Source organism: Mucilaginibacter sp. GW821-FHT07G05 (genome assembly GCF_059418565.1).
In genome coordinates this window covers 197,720-223,700 of sequence record NZ_JBWKQC010000007.1, presented here as the reverse complement: position 1 = coordinate 223,700, position 25,981 = coordinate 197,720, and the positions used below count along the sequence as shown (strand labels likewise).

Below are 25,981 nucleotides of genomic sequence, written 5' to 3'. Positions count from 1 at the left end.
GGGGGAAGTAAAATAAAGAAACTAAAAAACGCCGTTAAGCGGCGGGCATAAAATATAAACGTTAACACAACAAATGGATAAATATATCTGGCTTATTCCTTTACTACCCTTAGCCGGTTTTATTATTAACGGGCTTGGCCGTAATGCACTGCCAAAAAATGTGATCGGTTTTATTGGCAGCTTGCTGGTACTGGTTTCATTCGGACTAAGTGTTGCCGCTTTCTTCCAGATCAAAGCATCGGGCTTACCTATCAATGTAACCCTGTTTGAGTGGGTATCGGTAGGTAACTTAAAAATCCCTTTCGCGTTTCTGGTCGATCAGTTGAGCGCTATTATGCTGCTTATTATTACCGGCGTAGGTTTCCTTATCCATTTATACTCTATCGGCTATATGCACCACGATGCGGGCTTCGGTAAGTTTTTCGCTTATTTAAACCTGTTCGTTTTCTTCATGCTGCTGCTGGTGCTGGGCTCAAACTACCTCATTATGTTTATTGGCTGGGAGGGCGTAGGTTTATGCTCGTACCTGCTTATCGGCTTTTGGTTTACCAACCCAAGCTATGCCGATGCCGCTAAAAAAGCTTTCATCATGAACCGTATCGGCGACCTTGGTTTCCTGATCGCGGTGTTTATCATATTCAACGTATTCGGCAGTATCGCTTTCGCGGATGTATTCGGTAAGGCGGCAAGCATGCCATCGGGCAATACCACATTGCTGGTAATTACCTTATTATTGTTTGTAGGCGCTACCGGTAAATCGGCACAAATACCATTGTTTACCTGGCTGCCCGACGCGATGGCCGGGCCAACCCCGGTATCGGCACTGATCCACGCGGCTACCATGGTTACCGCAGGTATCTACATGATAGCCCGCTCAAACATCCTGTTCACGCTTTCGCCGGTTACCCTTGAGGTGATCTCTATTATAGGTTTGGCAACAGCGGTGTTCGCGGCATTGATCGCTTTAACACAAACCGATATTAAAAAGGTACTGGCTTATTCAACGGTATCGCAATTGGGTTATATGTTTTTAGGTTTGGGTGTTGGCGCTTACACAGGTGCTTTCTTCCACGTGTTAACACATGCTTTCTTCAAGGCCTTGTTATTCCTTGGTGCAGGTTCGGTTATCCACGCCATGAGCGACGAACAGGATATGCGCAAAATGGGCGGACTGAAAGGTAAATTACCAATCACGTTCACCACCATGCTTATCGGTACCATCGCAATTGCAGGTATTCCGCCTTTCGCGGGTTTCTTCTCAAAGGATGAAATACTGGCCCACACTTTTGAACACAGCACCACGCTATATGTAATAGGGGTGATCACGGCGGCATTTACATCATTCTATATGTTTAGGATGTTGTTCCTTACTTTCTTCGGTAAGTTCCGTGGTACGCACGAGCAGGAACATCACCTGCATGAGTCGCCTGCTACCATGACCATACCTTTGATCGTGCTGGCTATATTATCAGTAATAGGTGGTTTCATCGGCGTTCCCGAAGTACTGGGCGGTCACCACGAACTGGAGCATTTCCTTGCCCCGGTGTTTGAACCATCAACCAAGTTAATGGGCGAACATCATTTAACACACAGTACCGAATGGATATTAATGATAGTATCAGTAGGCGCGGCGGTTGTGGCATTAGGTTATGCTTACATGAAGTACATCAGCAAATCGCATGTGCCGGTTAGCGATACAGAGGAGCGCCCGTTACTGGCCAACCTGTCATACAATAAATTTTATGTAGATGAATTATATAACTTGATCATCCGTAAACCGCTCGATGCCTTATCAAACTTCCTGTACAAGGTGGTTGATCTGTTGGGTATTGATGGCTTGGTGAATGGCTTAGGCAAGGGCTCGATAGAGGCCAGCCGTGGCCTGCGCCTGCTGCAAACGGGTAATGTGGGTTTCTACATATTTATGATGGTGGTGGGTATAGTGGCGATATTGGTATATGGTTACACTTTAGTTAATTAAAAGCATAAGCTTTAAAATATAAAATGACGGTTAGTATTTTACTTTTTTTGCCGGTAGTTGCAGCCATAATAGTGGCCTTTATTAAAAATGGGGCAGCTAAGCATGCGGCATTGTTTTTCGCGGTTGCCGAACTGGCACTGGCCGCGGTGTTCCTGTCGCGTTTTGTGCCCGATGCTTCTACACAATTTTTAATTACCACCAGCTGGATCCCGAAACTTGGTATTTACTTTACCGCTGGTATTGATGGTATCAGTATGGTGATGGTATTGTTGACCACACTGCTGGTGCCGCTTATCATCCTTACTACTTACAAACACGAGTATAAAAATGCCGGCGCGTTTTACGCCCTGATATTATTTATGCAGGCGGGCTTGTTAACAGTATTTACCGCGTTAGATGGCTTCCTGTTTTACGTAGGCTGGGAAGCAGCACTGATCCCTATTTATTTTATATGCGCCCTTTGGGGAGGCGAAAACCGTATTAAGGTTAATATCAAATTCTTCATCTATACTTTTGCCGGTTCACTGTTTATGCTGATAGGTATTATTTACCTGTACATGCACGCCCCTGCAAAAACTTATGAACTTGGCGATCTTTACAAAGCAGTGCTCGATCCGCACCAGCAATCATGGGTATTTTGGGCGTTCTTTATAGCTTTCGCTATCAAAATGCCGATCTTCCCGTTCCATACCTGGCAGCCCGATACTTATACCGAAGCCCCATCGGCCGGTACCATGATGTTATCGGGTATTATGCTGAAAATGGGTATCTACGGTGTTATCCGCTGGTTAATCCCTAATGCGCCCTCAGGTTTTCTGCAATGGCAAAATCTGGTTATCGTGCTTTCTATCATTGGTGTGGTTTATGCTTCGCTGATAGCCTTTAATCAAAAAGATGGTAAACGTTTAATCGCTTACTCATCAATTGGTCACGTTGGTTTGATAGCTGCCGGTATATTCGCGTTTAACGTACAAGGTATACAAGGTGCCATGATACAAATGCTTAATCACGGTATCAACGTGGTTGGTTTGTTCTTTATTTGGGATATCATCAGCAGACGCACCAATACCCGCGACATTAGTCAGCTGGGTGGCATTGCCAAGGTAGCGCCAAACTTCGCGATAGCATTTTTAATAATTACATTGGGTACAGTGGCCCTGCCATTAACCAATGGTTTTATAGGTGAGTTCCTGTTACTGAAAAGCGTGTTCAACTATGATATATGGTTATCGGCCATTGCCGGTTTAACCATCATATTTGGCGCGGTATACATGCTGCGCATGTACAAAAATACCATGCAGGGCGAAACTAATGCCTTAACAGCAGTATTTGCCGATATCAGCGGATCAGAGAAACTGGTACTGGGTATTATTTGCGCGCTCATCATTATTATCGGTGTGTATCCGCAGCCTATCCTGCATATATCAGAAGCGGCTGTAACCAACCTGGTAAGAGAGGTTGAAGAGAAATTGGTTAACGTTGCCGGAAAAGGTTACTAAACCTATATATCGCCCTTACACGGCGGCTAAGTTTTGAGTTATATTGAATAAAGTATTTATATAAATAGAATGACCACTTTAATAATATTATCATTATTACCTATACTGCTTTTATACCTGGGCTTATATAAGGCCAATAAGGCTTTGTTGCCTGTAACGGTAGTAGGGTTAGCGGTTGCATTAGGTTTTGCCGTAAAAGAATGGAACAGCGGTGCTTCGCCGATATTTCATGATATGATGCTGTTTGATAATTTTTCTATCGCTTTCGCGGGTATCACCATTGTTTCAACCATACTGATACTGTTATTATCAAAAGGCTATTTCGAAAAGATCAGCAGCAATGTGGCCGAGTATTACGCCATTATATTGTTTGCGCTGGCAGGTATCATTGTAATGGTGTCATACTATAACCTTACCATGCTGTTCATCGGTATCGAGATCATGTCGGTAAGTTTATACATTTTGGCGGGTATCAAAAAACAGGATTTCGCCTCGAACGAAGCCGCGTTAAAATACTTCCTGATGGGGGCTTTTTCAACAGGTTTCCTGTTGTTTGGTATCACACTGATCTACGGTTCATCAGGTACTTTCAGTTTAGAAGGTATCCGCGATTGGGTATTGGCCAATCCCCGTAATATCGATCCGTTATTTTATACAGGCGTATTGCTGGTTATTGTTGGTTTATGCTTTAAAGTAGGCGCGGCCCCCTTCCATTTCTGGACGCCCGACGTTTATGAAGGTTCACCAACGTTGATCACCGCTTTCATGTCTACCGTTGTTAAAACAGCCGGTTTCGCTGCATTCCTGCGTTTGTTCTCGGTAAGCTTCGCGCCACTGTCTGATTTTTGGGCGCCGGTACTATTGGTCATCACCATGATCACGCTGTTCATCGGTAACATTACCGCCCTGTATCAGCAAAGTTTTAAAAGGATGCTGGCTTTCTCCAGTATCTCGCACGCGGGTTACCTGTTGTTTGCAATAGTTGCATTGGGTGCAAGTTCTGCAAGTTCGGTATTCATGTATGCTTCGGCTTATTCTATAGCTTCTATCATCGCCTTTGGCGCGTTACTATTGGTTCAACAGCAAAGCGGCAGCGATAGTTTTGAAAGCTTTAACGGGCTGGCTTTAAAAAATCCATTTTTGGCATTTACATTAACTATCGCCATGCTATCATTAGCCGGTATACCCCTTACCGCAGGCTTTATAGGCAAGTTTTTTATGTTTACAGGCGCGTTGGCTAAATACCAGTTATGGCTGGTTATTGTAGCTGTGGTTAACGCCATCATCAGCATTTTCTACTATTTCAGGGTTATTATTGCTATGTACTTCCGCAGTGCCGAGCGTACCGAGCTTTCGGTATCGCCTTACTTTGTGTTTGTACTGGGAGTATCTGCCTTAGCCACAATAGTTATAGGTGTTTACCCCGACTTTATATCGAAGCTAATTTAATAGCCGATAACTTAATTATTAATTCACATAAATATTTGTAGTTTTACGGATATAGTGAATGGAAAATATTTGGGACTACCTGCATAACTTAACCGATGCCCAGACTATCATCGGCCTGGGGTTTTACGTTTTGCTTATTGTAGTATTTGCTGAAACAGGAATTTTTTTCGGTTTTTTCTTACCCGGTGATTACCTGTTGTTTATGGCGGGTTTATTTTGCGCAGCTGATAAACTTACCGTATCTATCTATACCCTTATAGCATCGCTTATTGGGGCCGGTATTTTGGGCAACTTTGCGGGCTATTGGTTTGGTTACCGAACGGGGCCCGTATTATTTAAAAAGAATGATTCATGGTTCTTTAAAAAGCGATATGTAGTACTTGCCGAAGAATTTTACGCTAAATATGGCGGAATGGCGCTTGTTTTAGGTAGATTTTTCCCGATAATTAGAACTTTTGCCCCTATCTTTGCAGGTGTAGTTAAGGTTGACATTAAAAAATTCACCCTGTACAACATAATTGGCAGTTTTACCTGGGTAAACACCCTTACTTTAGCCGGATATTTCTTAGGTAAAAGCTATCCGCAATTGAAAAACTATCTGGAGTACATTGTTATAGCGTTTTTGCTGGTAACATCAGTGCCCCTGATAATTGCATTTTTAAGAAAGAAACTTATTAACCCTAAAAGTGTTAATGAGAGCGAAACAAAACAATAACATACAAAATATTATAATTAATGAGTACACAACACCCTTGGCACCAAGTTTCACCGGGTATCAATATACCTGACGTAGTTAACGCTATCATCGAGATTCCTAAAGGCTCGAAAGCAAAATATGAGATTGATAAAGATTCAGGCCTGTTGAAGTTAGATCGTGTACTTTTTTCATCAGTAATGTACCCGGCTAATTATGGCTTTATCCCGCAAACTTATTGCGATGATAAAGATCCGCTGGATATTCTGGTACTTTGCTCGGTTGACGTTTTCCCGATGTCGATCATCGAAGCTAAAGTAATTGGTGTAATGCACATGGTTGATAACGGCGAGCAGGATGACAAGATCATCGCGGTAGCTAAAAACGACATGTCGGTAAATTATATCAGCGATATCAGCGAATTGCCTCCTCACACAATGAAAGAAATTGAGCGTTTCTTTAAAGATTACAAAACACTTGAAGGCAAAAACGTAACTATTGAGCATTGGCTTGGTACGCGTTACGCGCACAAAGTAATTGCCGAGAGCCTGGAATTATACCAGTCTACTTTTCCCGTTTACCAATAATTAATACATGGACCCCGGACTCGATTTAGAAATAAGCGGTTTTAAAATTTTCTTTACCTTTTTCCTGGTATTGCTTAACGGATTTTTCGTGGCAGCCGAGTTTGCCATGGTTAGGGTAAGGGGTTCGCAAATAGAAATTAAGGCCAAGGCAGGCAGCCCAACCGCTAAAATAGCGCGCGGCATTATGCACAACCTTGATGGGTATCTTGCAGCAACACAGTTAGGTATTACATTAGCATCACTGGGTTTAGGTTGGGCCGGCGAGTCGGTTATGACGGCCGTAATGCTTAATTTGTTCTCCTTGTTTGGCGTTACCATTACCTCATCATGGGTGTTAACATCAAGCCACATCGCGGCATTTGCCACCATCACTATATTGCATATTGTATTTGGCGAGCTTGCTCCTAAATCATTAGCTATACAAAAATCAGTACGTACGGTAATGTCAATAGCATTACCGCTACGTTTCTTTTACATTGTATGCCGCCCTTTCATTTGGACGCTTAACGGTTTTGCTAACTTTATACTGAAGCTTTTCGGTATAGTAACCGTTCACGGCGAATCGCACCACAGTTCTGAAGAGTTGCAATACCTGCTTGAACAAGGCAAGGAAAGCGGCGCGCTCGACTCTAACGAGCACGAACTGATACAGAACGTATTTGAGTTTAACGAGCGTGTGGTTAAAAATATCATGGTTCCCCGTACCAAAATATCGGGTATTGATATAGATACCGAGAAAGATGAATTGATAGCCATACTGATTGAAGAAGGCTATTCGCGTATGCCGGTTTACGAAGAGGTGATAGATAAAATTGTGGGTATTGTACACGCTAAAGATATTTTACCGCTTATTGCCCGCGGCGAAGAGATTGTACTGAAAGATATTATCCGTAAGCCATACTTTATCCCTGAAACCAAAAAGATCAACGATCTGATGGCCGAATTGCAGCAAAAGCGCATACAGATAGCCATTGTATTGGACGAATTTGGCGGTACTGCCGGTATGGTTACTCTTGAAGATATTGTGGAAGAATTGGTTGGTGAGATACAGGATGAGTATGATGAAGAAAAACCAATTGTAGAGGAGGTGAACGACCGCGAGTTTATAGTGAATGCCCTGGCACCTATATACGACGTGAACGAACACCTGCCGCATGATTTGCCCGAGGATGGCGACTTTGATACTGTATCGGGCTGGTTAGGTCATATTTTTGGTAAGATACCTGACGTGGGCGAGCAAAAAGAAGCCAATGGTTACAACATCACCGTATTAAAAAAATCAGACCAGAACATTGAGGCTGTAAAGCTTGAACTGTTGCTGAACGATGAGGATACGGTAGACCTGCATTAATACCATGCACCTGTTCTATACACCGGATATTGCCCCCAATGCGCCTCATTACTTTTTAAGCGAAGAGGAAAGCAAACACTGCGTTCGGGTACTTCGCCTGAATGTTGGCGATGAGGTGCAATTGATCGATGGAAGGGGAGGCCTCTACATTGCCCGTATTAAAGACGCGCACCCTAAGCGTACCATACTCGATATTATATCGGTAACTACAGAATATAATAAGCGCAACCACTATCTGCACATAGCGGTTGCGCCTACTAAAAATATTGAACGTTTGGAGTGGTTTTTAGAGAAAGCCACTGAAGTGGGTATAGATGAGATCTCGCTCATCATCTGCCAGCGATCTGAACGTAAAGAGGCCAAGGTTGACAGGCTTAACCGCATTATTACCGCGGCCATAAAACAATCGTTAAAAGCCTATCACCCGGTTTTAAACGAGCCGGTGACTTTCAATAAGTTTTTAGCCCAGCCTTTTAACGGACAAAAGTTTATAGCCCACTGCGAACCGGGCGAAAAGGCAGGCCTGAAAAGCATCCTGCAACCCCAACAAAATTATTTAGTATTGATAGGCCCCGAAGGCGATTTTAGTCCGGAGGAGATTGGCAATGCTTTGAATAATGATTTTAAAGCCATAACTTTAGGTGAAAGCCGTTTGCGTACCGAAACTGCCGCTTTAGAGGCCTGTTTCGAGGTGAACTTTTTGAACCGGTTATGAAGAAATGCCTCTGCATCAATCTTACTGCAATAATTATACTGCTGTTTAGCAGCAGCTTTAACGCGCCATCATACAAAATCGGTCGCCTCAAATACAATGGCGGCGGAGATTGGTATGGCGACCGTACAGCGCTCACCAACCTTATTAAGTTTTGCAACGAAAACCTTAAAACCAATTTTGAGGCCGACGAGGAAATTGTAGAAGCAGGCAGCGCGCAAATATTTAACTATCCTTTTATTTTCATGACCGGCCACGGGAACGTGATCTTCTCGGCCCAGGAAGCGCGTAACCTGCGTAAGTATTTAACGGGCGGCGGCTTTTTGCATATCGACGATAATTATGGCCTGGATAAATTTATCCGCCCGCAAATGAAACAGGTATTCCCGGAACTTGAATTTGTGGAGCTGCCGTTGAATCACCCTGTTTATCATCAGAAATACGCTTTCCCGAATGGTTTACCCAAAGTGCACGAGCACGATGGCAAACGCGCCCAAGGTTTCGGCCTCATCTATAAGGGCAGGTTGGTATGCTATTACTCTTATGAGAGCGATTTGGGTAACGGTTGGGAAGATTTGGGCACATACCCCGGCGATGCTCAGGAAACCCGACTGAAGGCTTTAAAAATGGGCGCTAACCTTATTCAATACAGCTTTACACAATAAACTTATGTATAAGGTAAAGTTAAACGATAAATACACGCACACAGTAGAACGTTCGGTCGAAAACTTGCTGATTGATGGCAGTGCCGTGAATGCCGATATAAAGCAGATCAATGCTAATACTTATCACATTATAAAAGATAACGCCTCCTACAATGTAGAGGTGATCAGCTTTGATGCCGCCGCCAAAACAGCCGAAATAAAGGTAAACAACAATATCTACCACATTACCGCTAAAGACCAATTCGACCTGTTATTAGAACAGCTTGGCCTAAGCGATTTGAATAGTGTAAAGGTGAGCGAAATAAAAGCGCCCATGCCCGGCTTGGTATTAAAAGTATTTGTAACCGAAGGCGATGAAGTAAAAAAAGGCGACAATCTTTTTGTGCTGGAAGCCATGAAGATGGAGAACATCATCAAATCCCCGGCCGATGTAACCGTAAGATCAATTAAACTGAAACCGGGCGATAAGGTAGAAAAGGGACAGATATTGATATTGTTTTAAAGACGTAGAGGGTGTTAATAATCATTCCCGTTGTCATCTCGACCGTAGGGAGAGATCTTCTTCGCCATGAAAGTCTACTGTTTGCTCATTAACTCTATTTATAACCACCCCTGTCATCTTGAACGTAGTGAAAGATCTTCTTCATTATGAAAATCGTCCACCAATAAGTCGAAGAAGATTTTTCGCTATCGCTCAAGAGATAGTTTCTCCTTGTACCTCGTTCGAAATGACATAAAAGGCTATAAAAAGAAGAATCCCGTTACGGTTAACCGTAACGGGATTCTTCTTTTGTAAACTATGAAGTAGTTTTTATCTTGATTTGTAAGCCTTGGCTTTTTTAACTTTCAGGTGTGGTTTGCCTTGCGGATAAATTTCCGGGGCACCTACCAGTGTCATGGCGCAACGGAAACCAACTTCGGCGCTGGCTTCGTCCTGGTTCATGAAACGGCGGGTTGATGGGTTTAACCAGTAAGCCATATCATTCCATGAGCCGCCTTTGTACACCTTAGAGTGGTTGTTAACCAAAGTAGTAGTGCCGTAAAGATCATTGTTTACCGAGTCGGCATAATCTCTTAAATCGGCTTTGTAAGCTTTGCCCGCAACAGGGTTAGCAGGTATGTTGGCAACCGCGTTGGCACTATCGGCAGGTGTGCCTTTAGGATTAGTCTCAATGCTGTTGTTTTGTCCGCCTTGTTGTGCAGCAATAAACTCGCTGTATTTCAATTTATGACCTGATTTTGCAGCATCCTTAATAGGGCGGCCAAATTTATCCTTAGCATATAAACCTTTTGACGGATCGGCCAATCTTTTATTGGTAAACTCGTTACCACGGAAAGGGTTAAAATCGTCAACGTCTTCAAAAGATGTTTGTCTGTAAGTATCACCAACCCACTCGTTAACGTTACCGGCCATGTTGTATAAACCGAAATCGTTTGGCTGATATGAACGTACAGGCGCTGTAATATCGGCCTTGTCATTCAGGTAACCGCCCACACCGGCGTTATCACCGCTGCTGCGTTTAAAGTTGGCCAGCATCAAACCACGTGTAGCTCTTTTAGGTGAACGTACGCCCATGCCATTCCACGGGTAAACTTTACCATCGTTAATGTTTTCAAATTCGGTATTACCGGCAAGTGCCAACGCCGCGTATTCCCACTCGGCTTCTGATGGCAGGCGGTAACCTTGTTTCAGTATACCATCTTCCATACGTACCGGCCTTACGGCTTTAGCGCCTTTGTTGGTAGCGTTAGGGTTAAGATCTGGCATCATTTTTTTACCATCAATACCCTGACCGCGATATTGACCGTTCAAATAAATATCAGTGTTGAAAGGCTCCTTGGTAGCGCCGCCTTTTTGGTTGGCGTTATCTTTCCAGGCCAGCAGGTTACCACGCTGACGAAGGATGTTTTCATTGGTACGGTCGGTACGCCAAACGCAATAGTCCTGCGCTTGTTCCCAGGTAACACCCACTACAGGGTAATCCTGAAATGCCGGGTGACGAAGGTAGTTATCTACATAAGGCTCGTTGTATGATAACGGCCTGCGCCATACCAAGGTATCAGGAGTTGCATTGTAATACAATTCGCGGTCATCGGTAAAGGTGATATTTATCCAGTGAAGATAATCTAACCAATCCTGGTTTGATACCTCGGTTTCGTCCATGTAAAATGAGGGCACAGTTACACGGCGGCGCACATTGTTGTACTCGTAAGCAACATCCTGACCGGCGCTGCCTCCTAATACAAACGTACCGCCTTCAATAGGCACTAAACCCGGGCCCGGTGAAGGGTGGGTTTGCCTGAAGCGCTGATAACCCCCGTTGGTACGGTCGTTATACGTTATGCCCGTTTTTTGCGACTGTTGTTTCTGCGAACAACTGCTCATTATCACTCCTGCTGCCAACAGCACTAAAGCAGTTTTAGTAAAAAGTATTTTCATATTTTTACATTGTATATGTTGAGGGTAAATGTAGTACTTTTTGTTAAAAAAGAACAGTACATAATACCCATATACAACCCTAATTGTTTTCTTATAGATTTAAACGTAATTAATAAGCATTCAGTTACAACAAAATTAATTGATTTAACGTAATGACAACCATATACGGCTTTGATGGCGGTAATATATTTTTATATTTGAATCAATAAACCCAACAGCAGGCTAATGAACCTTTTTACTTCCCGTTTATTTGTTATAAGTACTTTGTTATTGCCGGCTGCTGTGTTTGCACAGAATACGCCCAGTGTTACAGGTGGTACCAGTGCAGGAGCTATACGAACCGAGGTGCCCTTTTTAACCATCTCGCCCGATTCACGCTCAGGCGCTATGGGCGATGCAGGGGTGGCTATTTCGCCCGATGTAAATGCTACCTACTGGAATCCGTCGAAACTGGCCTTTTTAGAAAGCGACGACGCGGTTTCATTATCATACAGCCCGTGGTTGCGTAAACTGATCCCCGATGTTAGCCTGGCTTATTTAAGCTATGCCCATAAGGTAGACGAACGCAATACTTTAGGCCTGTCACTACGTTATTTTAATTTGGGTTCTATTTTGTTGAGCGATGACGGAGCCAACGATCTGGGTTCATATACACCGAACGAATTTTCCATCGACGGTACATTTGCCCGTAAGTTCGGCGAAAACCTGTCTTTAGGTTTAACCTTGCGTTATATCCACTCCAACCTGTCGAATATCTCGTACAGCGCGGGTTCATCGCAAAGCGGCCGTGCAGGTAACGCGGTAGCTACCGATGTATCGGTATATTACCGTAATCCAACCCAACAATTTGGTAAGGATGCCTTATTCGCCTTTGGCGCCAACATCTCAAACATCGGTACCAAAATTGGGTACAGCGAAAACGGACCTAAATACTTTTTGCCAACCAATTTGAAGATAGGGGCAGCCAACACTTTTTATATCGATGCCACCAACCAGCTTACCATAGCGCTCGACCTGAATAAACTTTTAGTGCCAACCACCCGCATAGCCAGCGATGGCACTATTGATAACGGTGAAGGTATTTCCGTACCCGAAGGTATCTTCCGCTCATTTTCGGATGCGCCGGGTGGTATCAGCGAAGAATTTAAGGAGATTACCTATTCGCCGGGTTTAGAGTACTGGTACGATCAGAAGTTCGCTTTAAGGGCAGGCTACTTTTTTGAGTCGCCGTCAAAAGGCGACCGTCACTTTTTAACCCTCGGCTTAGGGGTGAAATATGATGTGTTTAAGTTCGATTTCTCTTATTTAGCCGCCAGTCAGCAAAATAGTCCGCTGGCAAATACGCTGCGTTTTACACTTTCTGCTAACTTTGGCAGTAAAAAATAAACGTGGGAAAAATAAGAGTAGGCTTTGGTTTTGATGTACACCAGTTAAAAGAACAACACCCTTTTGTATTAGGCGGCGTAAAGCTGGAGCACCATGCAGGTGCCTTTGGCCATTCAGATGCCGATGTAATGCTGCATGCCATTTGCGATGCCCTGCTTGGCGCGGCAAACCTGCGCGATATCGGCTTCCATTTTTCAAATACCGACGATAGGTGGAAAGGCATCAGCAGCCTTATATTGCTACAGCACGTAGTAAAATTATTAGCTGATAAAGGTTGGGCGATAGGTAACATCGATGCCATGATATGCCTCGAAGCACCCAAAATAAACCCACACATCCCTGCCATGAAGGCAAACATTGCCGAAGCCGCAGGTATCGATGAGGATGATATCTCCATAAAAGCCACCACCAATGAAAAATTGGGATTTATAGGTAGGGAAGAAGGCGTAGTTGCCTATGCGGTATGTTTGATAGAGAAAGCTTGATTATAGTATCAAGTAGTTAGTATCAGGTATCAAGATTCTCTGTAAAGCGTACCCTGTAATTAACGCAGAAATAAGGTTAGAATAGAAAGGTAAAGCCCTTGCCTTTAGGTTTCTTCATTCACAGTACTTGTGATTCGACGATATCGTAATTTAATTAAGCTTCTTACTTATTCAGATATTTCACTTTCAACTGCTTGATCAGGCGGATGCCTCTTTGCAATAAAGTGCCTTTGCGGTTGCTTAAGAACGTACGTATAGCACGATGCGCCTTTTTATCTTCGGCAATTATTGTGGGGAATTGTTTTACCGGCTGGCGCGATATGTGCACCTGGTACATGTGCTCAATATTGGAGTGTACGCCTGTGCCATCGTGACCAATATTGTGTACCAGCGAATGCGATGGATTGAGCGATAGCCCTCCTTTTAAAAAGATGGAGGCATACCACCTGATGGCCCACGAGTTATTTTTACCAGCCTTAAACTCCTGCATCTGTTTCCAAAAGTTCATAGTGCTCTCTACCGAAAAACGGTGTTTCTTTTCGGCATCGAATTGTTGCAGCAGGGTGTCGATATCGGGTTCGAAGTTTTTCCAGGCGCGTGCCCATGTGGCCCAGCCCCAACTGGTGGCTATGTGGTGGAAAAAGGTTTGAGGCAATGTTTTGTCGGGCAGATCGAACATGTAAGCGCCAATGTGCATTACCTTTTCTTCGTTGGCATATTTGCTTAAGGCCTCGTTGAAATATTCGAGCGTGTAAGGGGATGATAGCAGGTCATCTTCAAACACGATCACCTTGCCATATTCGTTAACCAGTTGCGTAGCACCCTCGATGATAGATCTGGCCAGTCCGAAATTTTCGGTGCGGGCAATTACCTTTACCGCTTTAAAACCTGTAACCGTTTTGGCCAGTTGCCGCACCTGGTCTACCCTGGCTTTATCGGCTTCAGTTTTGGGGGCATCTGAAAATATGAACAACCGCGATTCCTCTGCCAGTACATTTTGTTGCAGGTAACTAAGTGTACGGCGGGTATGGTCGGGCCGGTTATAAACAAAAAGGGCTATAGGGGCAAGGTTCTGCATTTACTGATTATCAACTCAAAATAACTGGGGCTGTCCGTCAACTTTACTGCAAAGTACAGTATAGGCATTGGCCAGTTTCTCGGTCACCTTTTTACCCAATATTTTGCTTAAGCTGTTCTTAACAACGTACTCGGCAGTTATTTTGGTGTTAACGATAAAGTTTTTTGATTTTTTTTGATTCACAAAGCTGTTGAAGCGGGTAACTTCAGGCTCAATAATAGAGGTAAGATCATTATTTACAACAAAACCCTCGGTAAGCAGCAGGTAACGTAACGATGTTGGCGTGTACACATTAATGTGGCCGTAAGCCAGGAAATGCTTTATGCGGGCATCAACTCCCACTTTATAATCTAAAGGCACCTCTATTATAAAATTAAGCGCCACGCGTTTAATTTCGCGCAGCAGCAGGCGCTCGTGCTCTACATGCTCCAATACGTGCGAAAGGATGATAAGGTCGAAGGTATTATCCTCGAAAGGTAAATGATAGCCATCAAATACCTGCGCGGATACCAAGCCCTTAATATTACGCGATTTGATATGCTGCACCCCGCTCGATGAAATTTCTACGGCATGGTATTCGGGAGCGAAGTTTTTATCTGATAAAAATTTAAGGATACTGCCATCGCCGGCACCTACTTCCAATACTTTTTCAAACGTTTGGCCTTTGCTTACATCAACAATGTGTTCGGCTTTGTATTTAGCGCCCAGCATCCGCCACTGATCGTCGTGCTCTTTGTAGAAATCGTCGTAAGCGGTTATTACCTCGTTACCTAAATTTGATGCCTGCATTGTATTTATTTCAATATGGTTTATTTATTATCCGAAGGTGATGTATAGCGTTCCGGCGCTGCCTCTCCTAATTTACCTTCCAGGCCATCGTTCACGGCCTGTACCAGCTGTTTATATTCCGTGGTTTTGCCGCTCAAAATGCCTGTCAAACCTAAGAACGCCAAATATATCGCTTTGTTGATTTTAAACAAGAACTGATTTTTTATTGCTACCCGCGAATAAAAATAAATGCGGTTGCGAATATGGTAATATGTGCGGAAGTTCCATTGATCTAACAGGTGCGAGCGCAAGGGTTTTTGCACATAACCAATCCCCTGCGACTGATCGATATCTACCACTTTACAACCGGTTACCAGCCAGATAACGCCGTTTTGTTGCGTAATGCGATAGCTATACTCCGAATCGTCAACATATAAAAAGAAACGCTCGTTAGGATAACCTATTTTAGCCACTACCTGCCGGGGAATTAGCAAGCCGCCGTAAGGCACATAAGGCATGGTCGCATATTTAAGGTAAGGCGCATTGTTAACGCGTTTATCCTTTAACTTATTGAGGCGGTTAGTTACTATCCGGAAAATGTTAAAGCCCAAAAAATTGTCGGGCACCAGGTAATAGCGGTAAGGGTTTTCGCCTTTGGCTATACGGATGTGCGCGGCCCTGTCTTCGCGTAAGCAAAATAGCGCTTTGTTATCGCCGCCTCCAATATCATTCCAGGCGGTCAATAATCCATCAAGCGCGGTTTCGCCGGGCAGGTTATCATCATCAAGCAGCCATATAAAATCAGCACCGGTTTGTTCAAAGGCATGGGCTATGCCCTGATTATAGCCTCCGGCGGAGCCTTTATTTTCGGTATTGCTGATAGTAAAAACACGCGGATCGTTCAGTTGCCGTGTATGCTCATCTACCTTGTACACAGAAGCATTATCCACCACCACTACGTTACTTACAGCATCGAAAGAAAGTACACGTTCGAGCACCTGCTTAAAAAATCGCCAGCGATTTCCGTAAGTCACCGTAACCACACAAACTTTATACTTTATATTTACCATCTGATTTGATCAAAATTATTATTTTATCGTCAAAGTAAATGGCAGCGCATAACTTTTAAATTAATGGGAATAATACAACAGCAAACCATTAAAAGTACCATATATTCTTATTTAGGCGTAGCGATAGCCTTTATAACTACCTCGCTTATTCAGCCGCATGCCCTTTCAACTGAAGAAGTAGGTTTGATTAGTATACTTACCACATACTCGCTGCTGTTCGCGCAATTTTCAATACTTGGCTTTAACGGCACCGCAAGATACTTTCCTTATTTCAGAAGCGAAGAAAATAAACACCATGGTTACCTCTTTTTAGCCTGCATGGTCGCGCTGGCGGGGGTAGTACTATGGGTAATACTGGCCGTTATATTTAAGCAGGAACTGGTGAGCGCGGGAGCAGAAAAATCGCACCTGCTTGAACAATACTACTGGTATTTTTTACCCCTTACCTTTTTTACGCTGTTCTTCAACGTGTTCGATTTGTACGCGCGCATGCTGTATAACACCACTTCAGGTACCATTTACCGTGAATTTACAAAGCGAGTGCTCATATTGGTGGCCGTGCTGCTTGTACTTTTTAACATTATCAGTTTTTATTGGTTCATGATCATTTGGCTGGCGGCTAATATTTTGCCCACGGTATTGATGCTGAACGTACTGATCAAGAACAATCAGTTCCATTTTAAGCCCGATTTTAAATTTCTGGATAGAACCCTTAGCGTTAAACTTATCAGCATTTGTTTTTTCGCTATTCTTACCGGTTCGGCGCCGCTCATTATACAAAACCTGGATACCTATTTTGTGCACGAGAAGTATGGTTTAAGTAATACCGGTATTTACAACACCGCGTTTCTGTTCGCTTCGGCAATAGCCTTGCCGGCCCGTTCACTTTACGGCATTACTTTTACGGTAGTATCTGAAGCCTGGAAATCGGGCGATTTGGCAACTATAAAAGATGTGTACAAAAAAAGCTGCGTTAACCAGTTGATAGCCGCGCTTTTTCTCTTCATTATTTTATGGGCTAATATCGATAACATCTTTAAGCTGCTTCCGGCCGAATACGCGTCGGGTAAATACGTGGTGTTTTTTGTGAGTTTGGGCTATGTTATAGATGCATCTACAGGGGTAAACGGCGTGGTGCTGGCTACATCAAAATACTTTAAGTACGATTCTATTTTCAACGTGATGCTTATAGCGGTTGCTGTAGCGGGTAATATTATACTCATCCCTTATTACGGACTCACAGGCGCGGCCATAGCTTCGGCATTAACCTTTTTGGTGTTTAATCTGTTCAGGTATCTTTTTATTCTGATCGCCTTTAAAATGCAGCCTTTTACCGTGCAATGCCTGCTTACTGTAATTACAGGCACGGTTATTTACTACCTGTCGTTATGGGCCCTGCCGGTAATGAGTAATTTTATTGCAGATACTATTATCCGCACAGCTTTCATCACCATATTGTTTAGTGTAACGGTGTATAAGCTGCACCTGTCGCCCGATATTAATATACTGGTGAACAAGTACCTGGTGAAGTTGAAACTTAAAAAATAAGCTGTTAAACAAAAAAGAGGCTGTTTCCGTGTTTGCGGAAGCAGCCTCTTTTTTTATGATCTATAGGAAATCCTATTCGTCTGTAAGGCTATGCAGCTTCACTATTTCCGATGCACTCAATTTGCGGTTGTAGATGCGGATATCATCCATATAACCCTTAAAGAAGTATTGAATAGCGAAAGGATCTATATCGGTAAGGCTATTGTTACCTATGTGCAGCATAGCATTGGTATTGGCATTGGGGGTAGGGATATTTAACACATTGGCATCAAGCACGCTATTTATGTATAACCCTACTTTTTGTTTGCTAAGCTCGTAGGTTATGGTAAGCATATACCATTTTGCAGTATCTATTTGCAGCGTACCAACAGCAAAGGGATCTAAACCGCCCGATACATTGTAAAACAGGTTACCCGGTGAGCCGCCATCGTGGTTATTGGTGCCCACAATGGAACAATTCCAGCCATTTTGGTAGGCCCCGGTATTTTTCGACAGCATTGAACTGCCCGACGCGTTGATATAACTATCCAAATTAACCCAGATATTCAGCGTGAAATCGGTATTGTTAAGCCTTAGCGCGTTATTATCTTTTATAGCGATATAGCTTGAAAGGCCATCAAAATAAGCCGCTTTACTATTCCCGCTCCGGTTGGGACTGAACGTGATATTATGGGCTGTTCCGTCATTTTCATTACCCGACGAATCCTTTACAGTATTATTGAAGGGATAATAAGCGATGAGTCCGATAGTCAGGCTGTCCGGTTCGGGCGCGGTAACGGTTATTTGCGCGTTTACCGAAACTGTGTTGTCCAGATTACTTATTGTTAGTACCGATACACCTTCTTTTAAAGCGGTAAGCAATCCTCTTTTGCTGATGGATAGCACCGCGGTATCTGAAGACCTGAAACGCAATGAATCAAAAGAATAATTTGCCGGATTGGTTACCACCGGGATCTGGCGGCTTTCACCTACGAACATATTCAGCGTATCGCTAAGTTCGATGTTTTTTAGAACGTTACGATGATCGGTATCATCATACATTTTGGTACATGCGGTAAAAGCAGTAATGATTATGGCTGACAGGATTATGAGTCGCTTCATGAAAATGTGATATGAGTTTAGCTGCTTAAAGGTAAATCATTTTAAACAAAAAAAGAGCCTCCTTTTCAGGAAACTCTTTAAATATCAATTGCAATTATTTAATTACGACTGGAATTTTTTAGCGTTGTTTCTGCGTTCGTTTTCGTTCAGATAGATCTTACGTAAACGGATGCTTTGCGGCGTAACCTCGATGTACTCATCGGCCTGGATATACTCCATTGATTCCTCTAACGAGAATTTGATAGCCGGAGCAATACGTACGTTGGTATCACTACCTGATGCACGCATGTTGGTTAACTGCTTGCCTTTGGTTAAGTTGATCACCAAATCGTTATCGCGGATGTGCTCGCCTAAAACCTGACCTTCGTAGATATCAACTCCCGGATCGATAAAGAAACGACCACGGTCTTGTAATTTATCGATAGCGAAAGCGGTAGTTTTACCTGTATCCATTGATACCAATACACCGTTCAAACGACCAGGGATTACACCTTTCCATGGCTCATAAGCCTTGAAACGGTGAGCCATGATAGCCTCGCCGCCGGTAGCGGTTAATACGTTGTTACGTAAACCGATGATACCACGTGCAGGAATATCGAATTCTAAGTGTTGTAAATCGCCTTTAGGCTCCATAACCAACAGGTCGCCTTTGCGTTGTGTTACCAACTCAATTACTTTACCTGCAACATCGCCGGGTACGTCAACAATGAGGGTTTCAACCGGCTCGCATTTAACACCGTCAATTTCTTTAACGATAACCTGTGGCTGACCTACCTGTAACTCGTAACCTTCGCGACGCATGGTTTCGATCAATACTGATAAGTGAAGGATACCACGACCGTACACCAGGTATGAATCAGGAGATTCGGTTTCAACAACCTTTAATGCAAGGTTTTTCTCCATCTCTTTGAACAAACGATCGCGCAGGTGGCGTGAAGTAACAAATTTACCCTCTTTACCAAAGAATGGTGAAGTGTTGATGGTGAACAGCATGTTCATGGTAGGCTCATCAATTTTGATAACCTCTAATTGTTCCGGTTTTTCGAAATCGGCAATAGTATCGCCAATGTCAAAACCTTCAATACCCACAACAGCGCAGATATCGCCAGAGCTTACTGAAGTAGCTCTAACTTTACCTAAACCTTCAAAAGTATATAGTTCTTTAATTCTTGATTTTTGGATAGTACCATCGCGTTTTACCAATGATACCGGCATGTTTTCTTTGATAGTACCACGGGCTACACGACCGATAGCGATACGACCTACGAAAGAAGAATAATCCAGTGAAGTAATTTGCATTTGCAAAGTACCTTCGCTGATAGGCGCCGGTGGAATGTTTGCCAAAATAGCATCCATCAACGGGAATATATCTTCTGTTGGTGTTTTCCAGTCGGTGCTCATCCAGCCTTGTTTTGATGAACCGTAGATAACCGGGAAATCCAGTTGATCTTCAGTAGCATCAAGGTTGAAGAACAATTCGAAAATTTGCTCGTAAACCTCGTCAGGGCGACAGTTTTCTTTATCTACCTTGTTTACAACCACAATTGGTTTTAAGCCTAAAGCCAAAGCCTTTTGAGTTACAAAGCGGGTTTGAGGCATGGCGCCTTCAAAAGCATCGCAAAGTAATAACACACCATCAGCCATTTTCAATACACGCTCAACCTCACCACCAAAATCGGCGTGACCAGGGGTATCAATAATGTTGATCTTAACGTCTTTGTAAAGAACCGAAACGTTTTTAGATACGATGGTAATACCACGCTCACGTTCCAGGTCATTGTTGTCCAGTATCAGTTCGCCGGTTTCCTGTCCGTCACGAAAAATTTCACAACTGTGTAATATTTTGTCAACCAATGTGGTTTTACCGTGGTCAACGTGAGCGATGATCGCTATGTTTCTTATTTTTTGCATGAAAAATGCGCCTTTAAATTTGGCGCAAAGGTAAGCTTAATTTATTGAATTTTAAAGCTTTCGTACATTATCAATTTATTAATAACATCATAACCACGTAATTTTCACGGGATAAGGGCTAAAATACCGGTCGGCAGATATGATGGAAGCCCTCGGATATAGCCTGCGCAATGAGTAAACGGTCAAATGGGTCGCGGTGATGGTGGGGTAGAGATTTCATAATATCGAGATGTTCTATCTCGATATTCAATAAACTAATTCCATTATTATATAGCAGTTGCGAGATTTCTTTTGCGGATCGGGCAAACTCCAATTTACCTAAGCTCGATTTGATTGTTATTTCCCAAACAGAAGCGATGCTTACAAAACATTTATTTCGGGCATCCTCTATTAAGGTTCTCACCGGCGGTGACAGCTTGCTTTCTCCCTCAAAAAACCATATCAACACATGCGTATCCAGTAATAAATTCATTATTACATATAATCTTTAAAGTCATCCAAAGGCGCGTCAAAATCTTCGGCCATTTTGCCAAACATGCCTTTGCCACTTCCAAAAACCGGTTTACGCACATTGTATTCTCCTTGTGGATCAGCAAGTATCTGCGACTTTCCGGTTCCGTTTTCTTCCAGCAAGGCATCAATATAACCTTCAACCTTAAGCTTAAGATCGTCTGGCAACATTTTTATTTTCTTATCTAATGTAAGCGTTTCCATAACTATACTAAGTTACGTATATCATGTAGTTTTTGCAAGCATACTATATTGTTCGCCATTTCGTTTTTACTTATAATAATACTTAAATTTGCGTTATGAATATCCAGGCAATAATTGTGATACTGCTTTTTGCCGCTGCACTTTTTTACATTGGCCGCATGGTTTACCGCAGCCTGTTCGTAAAAAAAGGTTGTGGCAGTAATTGTAAGTGTGGTGTCGATTTTTCGAACGTAACGCCCGATACTCGTAAATAAACCTTTTACATCAGTACTTTTTCTTATCTCAATAAATGTCGTCAGGCAAACAGGTTTTTCAGGCCGATACCCCGGGTAGATGGAAACGTTTCAAGTGGCTGAGTCGTGCCATTTTGATAATTATTATCAGCGGACTTATAGCTGCCGTTGTTACCGTTAACGATAAGCAATATCCTCATCTTCCCAATTTAAATCCTTCGCCCAAAAAACTCACCAAAGAAGAGCTTGAACAACTAAAAAGATCAACCAAATACAAAGATTTTAAGATACAGAAGGTACAGATACAGCAGCTTCAGCTTGCCCGTAAAGAACGCCTTTTAAAACACCCTAACAACAAACGCCGTATTAACGCCGCCTTTTACCGCCCCTGGGAACCACAGGCTTACGATGCCCTTGCCGCCAATATTGGTAAGCTGGACATGATTGTGAGCGAGGGCTTCTTTATCAATCCACAGGCCGACACCATAAAAACGGTGATCGATACAGGGCTGATAAACCTTAATAAACGGTACAAGAAATCCATTATTGTTACGCTATCCAACTATGTTGACAGTGATAACCAGAACGGCGGGTTTGAAACCAAAACGCTGCAACGCGTTTTTAAAAATGCCGGTCTGCGTGCTAAATTCATTAATAGTATTATTTATCAGCTTAAAAAGTACCGCTTAAAAGGGTTAAATCTTGATGTGTATGATATTGGCGATCGTAACGGTAAAGACTTCGTCAACTTTGAAAAAGAACTTTATACCACATTACACGCGCAGGGCTTTTTGGTAACGCAAAACGTAATTGCCAACGACGACGAATACAACGTACAGCAGCTACAGCATTTTAACGATTACCTGTTTGTGATGGCCATTAACCAGCACAACGAAGCCAGTAATGCCGGTGATATATCGCACCAGGAATGGGTGGAGGAAATACTGGATAAGGTTTGTGCCAAAATACCCAGCGAAAAAGTGATTTTGGCCATTGCAGGCGGTGGTTTCGACTGGCCTGCCAATAGCGTTGGCGCGCCGATGAGCTACCAGCAGGCCATAAGTACCGCTAAGGAGAAGGATAGCAAAATTCTTTTCGACCCTGCTTCGGCTAACCTGCATTTTAAATATTACGGTACCGATAGCTTGCAGCACACTGTTTATTTTACCGATGCCGCCACCAACTTCAATATTATGCGCCTCGCGGATGATTGGGGCACAGCCGGTGTGGCCTTGTGGCGTTTAAGTTTTGAAGATCCCCGCTTGTGGACTTTCATCCAAAAAGATCTCACCATTGATTCGCTGCGCAAAACAGGTATAGATACGCGCATGCTGGCCACCGTAGGGTTGAATAACAAAATAGATTATACCGGCGATGGCGAGGTGCTGGATTTGATCACTACCCCTAATCCTGGTAAAATAGCCGTGAAACTGGATACCACCGCTTATGTGATCACTAATCAGAATTACATTGAACTGCCTACCAAATACGTGATCAGGCGCTATGGTTACGCCAAAGGCAAAGTAGTTTTAACGTTTGATGATGGCCCCGATCCTGATTATACGCCACGCATCCTCGATATACTAAAACGCGAAAATGTACCTGCCGCTTTCTTTGTGGTGGGCTCAATGGCCGAGAAGAATATCCCGCTGCTGAAACGCATTTACGATGAGGGTTACGAAATAGGGAACCATACCTTTTTCCACCCGGATATATCTACGGTTAGTCCGCAGCGTGTAAACCTCGAACTGAACGCCACCCGCAAGCTGATAGAATCGGTAACCGGGCGAAGCACTATCCTGTTCAGGCCGCCTTTTAATGCCGATGCCGAACCGCAAACCATTGCCGAGGTTATCCCGGTGGCAGAAAGCCGCAAGCAAAGCTATATCAACATTGGCGAATCAATTGATCCCTGGGACTGGCAGCCCGGCGTAACAGCCGACAGTATTGTGGCCCGCGCCATCCGCGATCATGATAAGGGATCGATGATATTGCTGCACGATGCCGGCGGCGATACCCGCGAGGAAACGGTAAAGGCCTTGCCGCGCATTATTAAATACTTTAAAAGCCAGGGTTACCAGTTTACCACCATTGCCGATGTGCTGCACAAAAGCAAAGACGAGTTGATGCCTGTTATACAGGATGATGTAAACACTGGCATTACCGGGCCGCTGTATGATGCCTTTATCAACGGCTATTTTTATGGCAACTGGTTTTTATTCTACATTTTTATAACCGCTATATTTTTAGCGATAGGCCGCATATTATTGATCGGCATACTGGCTATCCGCCAGTATTATGAACATAAAAAGACCGAAAAGCGCATCAGCGATGCCGATCTGCCACATGTGAGCATCATTGTACCTGCTTATAACGAAGAGGTAACCGCAATATCGACCATTGAAAGCCTGCTGAAAACCGACTACCCCGATTTCGATATTATTTTTGTGGACGATGGTTCGAAAGACAGGACTTACGAGGTGATCAGCACAGCGTACGCCAACCATCCACTGGTTAAGGTATATACCAAGCCCAATGGCGGCAAGGCATCAGCATTAAATTACGGCATCGGTATTACCGAAAGTGAGTTTGTAGTTTGTATTGATGCCGATACCCAGCTGAAAAGCGATGCCATTTACCACATGCTCAGCTACTTTACCGATGAAGAAATTGGCGCGGTAGCAGGTACCGTTAAGGTGGGTAACGAAACCAATATCATTACCCGCTGGCAGTCGATAGAGTATATTACCGCTCAAAATATGGATCGTCGCGCGTTCGATCTTATCAACAGTATTACCGTAGTGCCGGGCGCTATCGGCGCGTTCCGCAAATCGGCCATCAGCAAGGCTGGTGGGTTTACTTACGATACATTGGCCGAAGATTGCGACCTTACCATGCGCATCCTGAAACAAGGTTACGTGGTACGCAACTGCGGCGAAGCGCTTGCCTATACCGAAGCGCCCGAAACCATCAATATGCTGCTGAAGCAACGTTTCCGCTGGAGCTTCGGGGTAATTCAAAGCTTTTGGAAAAACCGCGACGCGTTGTTCAATAAAAAATACCGCTACTTCGGCATGGTGGGGATGCCTAACATCCTGATCTTCCAGATCATACTGCCGTTGTTTTCTCCAATAGCCGATCTGATGATGATCCTCGGCTTATTCGGGCCGAAACCGGAAAGACTGCTGATCTATTACCTGGCTTTCGTATTGATCGATTTCCTGGTGGCCATGGTGGCTTTCCGTATGGAAAAGGAGAGTTATAAGAAGCTCATCTATATCATTCCCCAACGTTTCATTTGGCGACAGCTCATGTATTACGTACTCTTCAAATCTATCCGCAAAGCCCTTAAAGGTGAACTAAGCGGCTGGGGCACTTTAAAGCGTACCGGGAATGTTAATAAAGGTTGAGTGAGTTGAGGTTCGGGGTTTCGGGATCGAGGTTTGGGTGAAAAAATGTCATTTCTGAGCGGAGCGAAGAATCTATAGTTCAGCCGCTCCGCCTCCGGGCGAGTGGCAACTATTCCACGGCCTCCGGCCGTACGCCAATAAAAGCAGATTATTTAGTCGCTTTCAATACAATATAAGGCGATAATGCCTTGCTTTCTACCGGTACTATCTTGGTAAATACTTTCCCGGCCAGCCATATCGCTTTTACAAAGGCTTTGGTGAGGCTGCTTTGGTGGGCTTTGTTTTCCAGCCATGTAGAGAATTTGCCCGAGTAATAGCATTCCACTTCATTTAAACCTAACTGGCGGCAGCTATCGGCAAGTAATTGCAAGTTCATGCTGCTAATGTTGTGCTTGTCGTAATTTTCGCGGTCGAACTTGCGTTGTACCCAACCGTTAACACCTGTAAAGTTAGGCAGGGTGATAAACAACGTACCCCCCGGTTTCAGGAATTGCAGGTGCGTTTCAATAATGGCTTTGGTATCGTTAAAGTGCTCAATCAACCCGAACGAACTTACCAGGTCGTATTGCTTTTCGGGAGTATAAGCGAAAAGATCGGCTTCAATAATGGTAATGTCGTCCTCTTTAAGCCCGTTAAGTTCCAATAGCTTTTTGATGATGTCCTTGTGAATGTAGTAATCAAAAAGGGTGGTATCCAGCTTTTGGTATTTTTTGAGGTAAATGGCGTAATAACCAGGGAAACCGCCCAGTTCAATAGCCGTTTTAATCTTCTTTTCGGCAATCAGCTTGCCCAGTATATCGCCGAAAACATAATCGGCTTTAATAGGGAAGATGAGGCCTGTTTTAGCTTCCCAAAATGATTTCCAGAATGAACGGTCGGTTAAGTTATTATCCATTAAT

Annotated in this window: 23 protein-coding genes; 14 read left to right on the top strand and 9 right to left on the bottom strand. The window is 43.6% G+C overall.

What is annotated here, in order from left to right; genetic code table 11:
- The first annotated feature begins 73 nt into the window (after positions 1 to 73).
- From nuoL to AC07NA_RS18405, 9 genes are all read left to right on the top strand, one after another.
- A complete protein-coding gene (nuoL, locus tag AC07NA_RS18445) occupies positions 74 to 1,981 on the top strand; it encodes an NADH-quinone oxidoreductase subunit L (RefSeq protein ID WP_494899045.1) in 1,908 nt (635 codons plus the stop codon).
- Positions 1,982 to 2,004: 23 nt separating this feature from the next.
- A complete protein-coding gene (locus AC07NA_RS18440) occupies positions 2,005 to 3,480 on the top strand; it encodes a complex I subunit 4 family protein (RefSeq protein WP_494899044.1) in 1,476 nt (491 codons plus the stop codon).
- Between the two features lie 69 nt (positions 3,481 to 3,549).
- Positions 3,550 to 4,929 carry an NADH-quinone oxidoreductase subunit N gene (locus tag AC07NA_RS18435; protein WP_494899043.1) on the top strand — a complete coding sequence of 460 codons (1,380 nt, stop codon included), beginning with the start codon at positions 3,550 to 3,552 and terminating at the stop codon, positions 4,927 to 4,929.
- Positions 4,930 to 4,987: 58 nt separating this feature from the next.
- Positions 4,988 to 5,644 carry a DedA family protein gene (locus AC07NA_RS18430; RefSeq protein WP_345213064.1) on the top strand — a complete coding sequence of 219 codons (657 nt, stop codon included), beginning with the start codon at positions 4,988 to 4,990 and terminating at the stop codon, positions 5,642 to 5,644.
- Positions 5,645 to 5,664: 20 nt separating this feature from the next.
- Complete coding sequence (locus tag AC07NA_RS18425; protein ID WP_345213063.1) at positions 5,665 to 6,210, top strand: inorganic diphosphatase; 546 nt, start codon at positions 5,665 to 5,667, stop codon at positions 6,208 to 6,210.
- 7 nt (positions 6,211 to 6,217) lie between these two features.
- The gene (locus AC07NA_RS18420) at positions 6,218 to 7,561 is read left to right on the top strand and encodes a hemolysin family protein (protein ID WP_345213062.1); all 1,344 of its coding nucleotides are present in this window, start codon (positions 6,218 to 6,220) and stop codon (positions 7,559 to 7,561) included.
- Positions 7,562 to 7,565: 4 nt separating this feature from the next.
- Complete coding sequence (locus tag AC07NA_RS18415; protein ID WP_494899042.1) at positions 7,566 to 8,276, top strand: 16S rRNA (uracil(1498)-N(3))-methyltransferase; 711 nt, start codon at positions 7,566 to 7,568, stop codon at positions 8,274 to 8,276.
- Positions 8,273 to 8,938, top strand: a complete 666-nt coding sequence (locus AC07NA_RS18410) for a DUF4159 domain-containing protein (RefSeq protein ID WP_494899041.1) — start codon at positions 8,273 to 8,275, stop codon at positions 8,936 to 8,938. Before AC07NA_RS18415 ends, AC07NA_RS18410 begins: the two co-directional genes overlap by 4 nt.
- 4 nt (positions 8,939 to 8,942) lie before the next feature.
- Positions 8,943 to 9,440 (top strand): acyl-CoA carboxylase biotin carboxyl carrier protein subunit, encoded by a 498-nt coding sequence (locus AC07NA_RS18405; RefSeq protein ID WP_494899040.1) that lies wholly within the window; start codon positions 8,943 to 8,945, stop codon positions 9,438 to 9,440.
- A gap of 309 nt (positions 9,441 to 9,749) precedes the next feature.
- On the opposite strand, the gene AC07NA_RS18400 is transcribed toward AC07NA_RS18405, so the two are convergent.
- Positions 9,750 to 11,378 (bottom strand): SUMF1/EgtB/PvdO family nonheme iron enzyme, encoded by a 1,629-nt coding sequence (locus AC07NA_RS18400; protein ID WP_494899039.1) that lies wholly within the window; start codon positions 11,376 to 11,378, stop codon positions 9,750 to 9,752.
- A gap of 225 nt (positions 11,379 to 11,603) precedes the next feature.
- Between AC07NA_RS18400 and porV the strand changes: the two genes are divergently transcribed.
- Positions 11,604 to 12,764, top strand: coding sequence for a type IX secretion system outer membrane channel protein PorV (gene porV, locus AC07NA_RS18395; RefSeq protein ID WP_494899038.1), 1,161 nt, complete (start codon positions 11,604 to 11,606; stop codon positions 12,762 to 12,764).
- A 2-nt stretch (positions 12,765 to 12,766) separates the two neighbouring features.
- Positions 12,767 to 13,249, top strand: coding sequence for a 2-C-methyl-D-erythritol 2,4-cyclodiphosphate synthase (gene ispF / locus AC07NA_RS18390; RefSeq protein ID WP_494899037.1), 483 nt, complete (start codon positions 12,767 to 12,769; stop codon positions 13,247 to 13,249).
- Positions 13,250 to 13,412: 163 nt separating this feature from the next.
- On the opposite strand, the gene AC07NA_RS18385 is transcribed toward ispF, so the two are convergent.
- From AC07NA_RS18385 to AC07NA_RS18375, 3 genes are read right to left on the bottom strand one after another with little or no spacing between them, the layout of a single operon-like run.
- A complete protein-coding gene (locus AC07NA_RS18385) occupies positions 13,413 to 14,327 on the bottom strand; it encodes a glycosyltransferase (protein WP_494899036.1) in 915 nt (304 codons plus the stop codon).
- 15 nt (positions 14,328 to 14,342) lie between these two features.
- Entirely contained in the window at positions 14,343 to 15,116 is a 774-nt protein-coding gene (locus tag AC07NA_RS18380) for a class I SAM-dependent methyltransferase (protein WP_494899035.1), read from the bottom strand.
- Positions 15,117 to 15,136: 20 nt separating this feature from the next.
- On the bottom strand, positions 15,137 to 16,165 hold the full coding sequence (locus tag AC07NA_RS18375; RefSeq protein ID WP_494899034.1) for a glycosyltransferase: 1,029 nt from the start codon (positions 16,163 to 16,165) through the stop codon (positions 15,137 to 15,139).
- A 63-nt stretch (positions 16,166 to 16,228) separates the two neighbouring features.
- On the opposite strand from AC07NA_RS18375, the gene AC07NA_RS18370 reads away from it, so the two are divergent.
- Positions 16,229 to 17,713, top strand: a complete 1,485-nt coding sequence (locus AC07NA_RS18370) for a lipopolysaccharide biosynthesis protein (RefSeq protein WP_494899033.1) — start codon at positions 16,229 to 16,231, stop codon at positions 17,711 to 17,713.
- A gap of 72 nt (positions 17,714 to 17,785) precedes the next feature.
- Here AC07NA_RS18370 and AC07NA_RS18365 read toward each other — a convergent pair whose 3' ends face one another.
- The 4 genes from AC07NA_RS18365 to vapB all read right to left on the bottom strand — a co-directional run bounded on the left by AC07NA_RS18365 (position 17,786) and on the right by vapB (position 21,439).
- A complete protein-coding gene (locus AC07NA_RS18365; RefSeq protein WP_494899032.1) occupies positions 17,786 to 18,814 on the bottom strand; it encodes a LamG-like jellyroll fold domain-containing protein in 1,029 nt (342 codons plus the stop codon).
- Between the two features lie 102 nt (positions 18,815 to 18,916).
- A complete protein-coding gene (gene typA / locus AC07NA_RS18360) occupies positions 18,917 to 20,725 on the bottom strand; it encodes a translational GTPase TypA (RefSeq protein ID WP_345213051.1) in 1,809 nt (602 codons plus the stop codon).
- Between the two features lie 118 nt (positions 20,726 to 20,843).
- On the bottom strand, positions 20,844 to 21,197 hold the full coding sequence (locus tag AC07NA_RS18355) for a type II toxin-antitoxin system VapC family toxin (RefSeq protein ID WP_494899031.1): 354 nt from the start codon (positions 21,195 to 21,197) through the stop codon (positions 20,844 to 20,846).
- 2 nt (positions 21,198 to 21,199) lie between these two features.
- On the bottom strand, positions 21,200 to 21,439 hold the full coding sequence (gene vapB / locus AC07NA_RS18350; RefSeq protein ID WP_494899030.1) for a type II toxin-antitoxin system VapB family antitoxin: 240 nt from the start codon (positions 21,437 to 21,439) through the stop codon (positions 21,200 to 21,202).
- A 95-nt stretch (positions 21,440 to 21,534) separates the two neighbouring features.
- On the opposite strand from vapB, the gene AC07NA_RS18345 reads away from it, so the two are divergent.
- Both AC07NA_RS18345 and AC07NA_RS18340 read left to right on the top strand, forming a co-directional pair.
- Positions 21,535 to 21,693, top strand: a complete 159-nt coding sequence (locus AC07NA_RS18345) for a FeoB-associated Cys-rich membrane protein (RefSeq protein ID WP_345213054.1) — start codon at positions 21,535 to 21,537, stop codon at positions 21,691 to 21,693.
- Positions 21,694 to 21,728: 35 nt separating this feature from the next.
- Positions 21,729 to 25,082 (top strand): trifunctional glycoside hydrolase family 18/polysaccharide deacetylase/glycosyltransferase family 2 protein, encoded by a 3,354-nt coding sequence (locus AC07NA_RS18340; protein WP_494899029.1) that lies wholly within the window; start codon positions 21,729 to 21,731, stop codon positions 25,080 to 25,082.
- 148 nt (positions 25,083 to 25,230) lie between these two features.
- Here AC07NA_RS18340 and AC07NA_RS18335 read toward each other — a convergent pair whose 3' ends face one another.
- Positions 25,231 to 25,977, bottom strand: a complete 747-nt coding sequence (locus AC07NA_RS18335) for a class I SAM-dependent methyltransferase (RefSeq protein WP_494899028.1) — start codon at positions 25,975 to 25,977, stop codon at positions 25,231 to 25,233.
- Positions 25,978 to 25,981 lie beyond the last annotated feature (4 nt).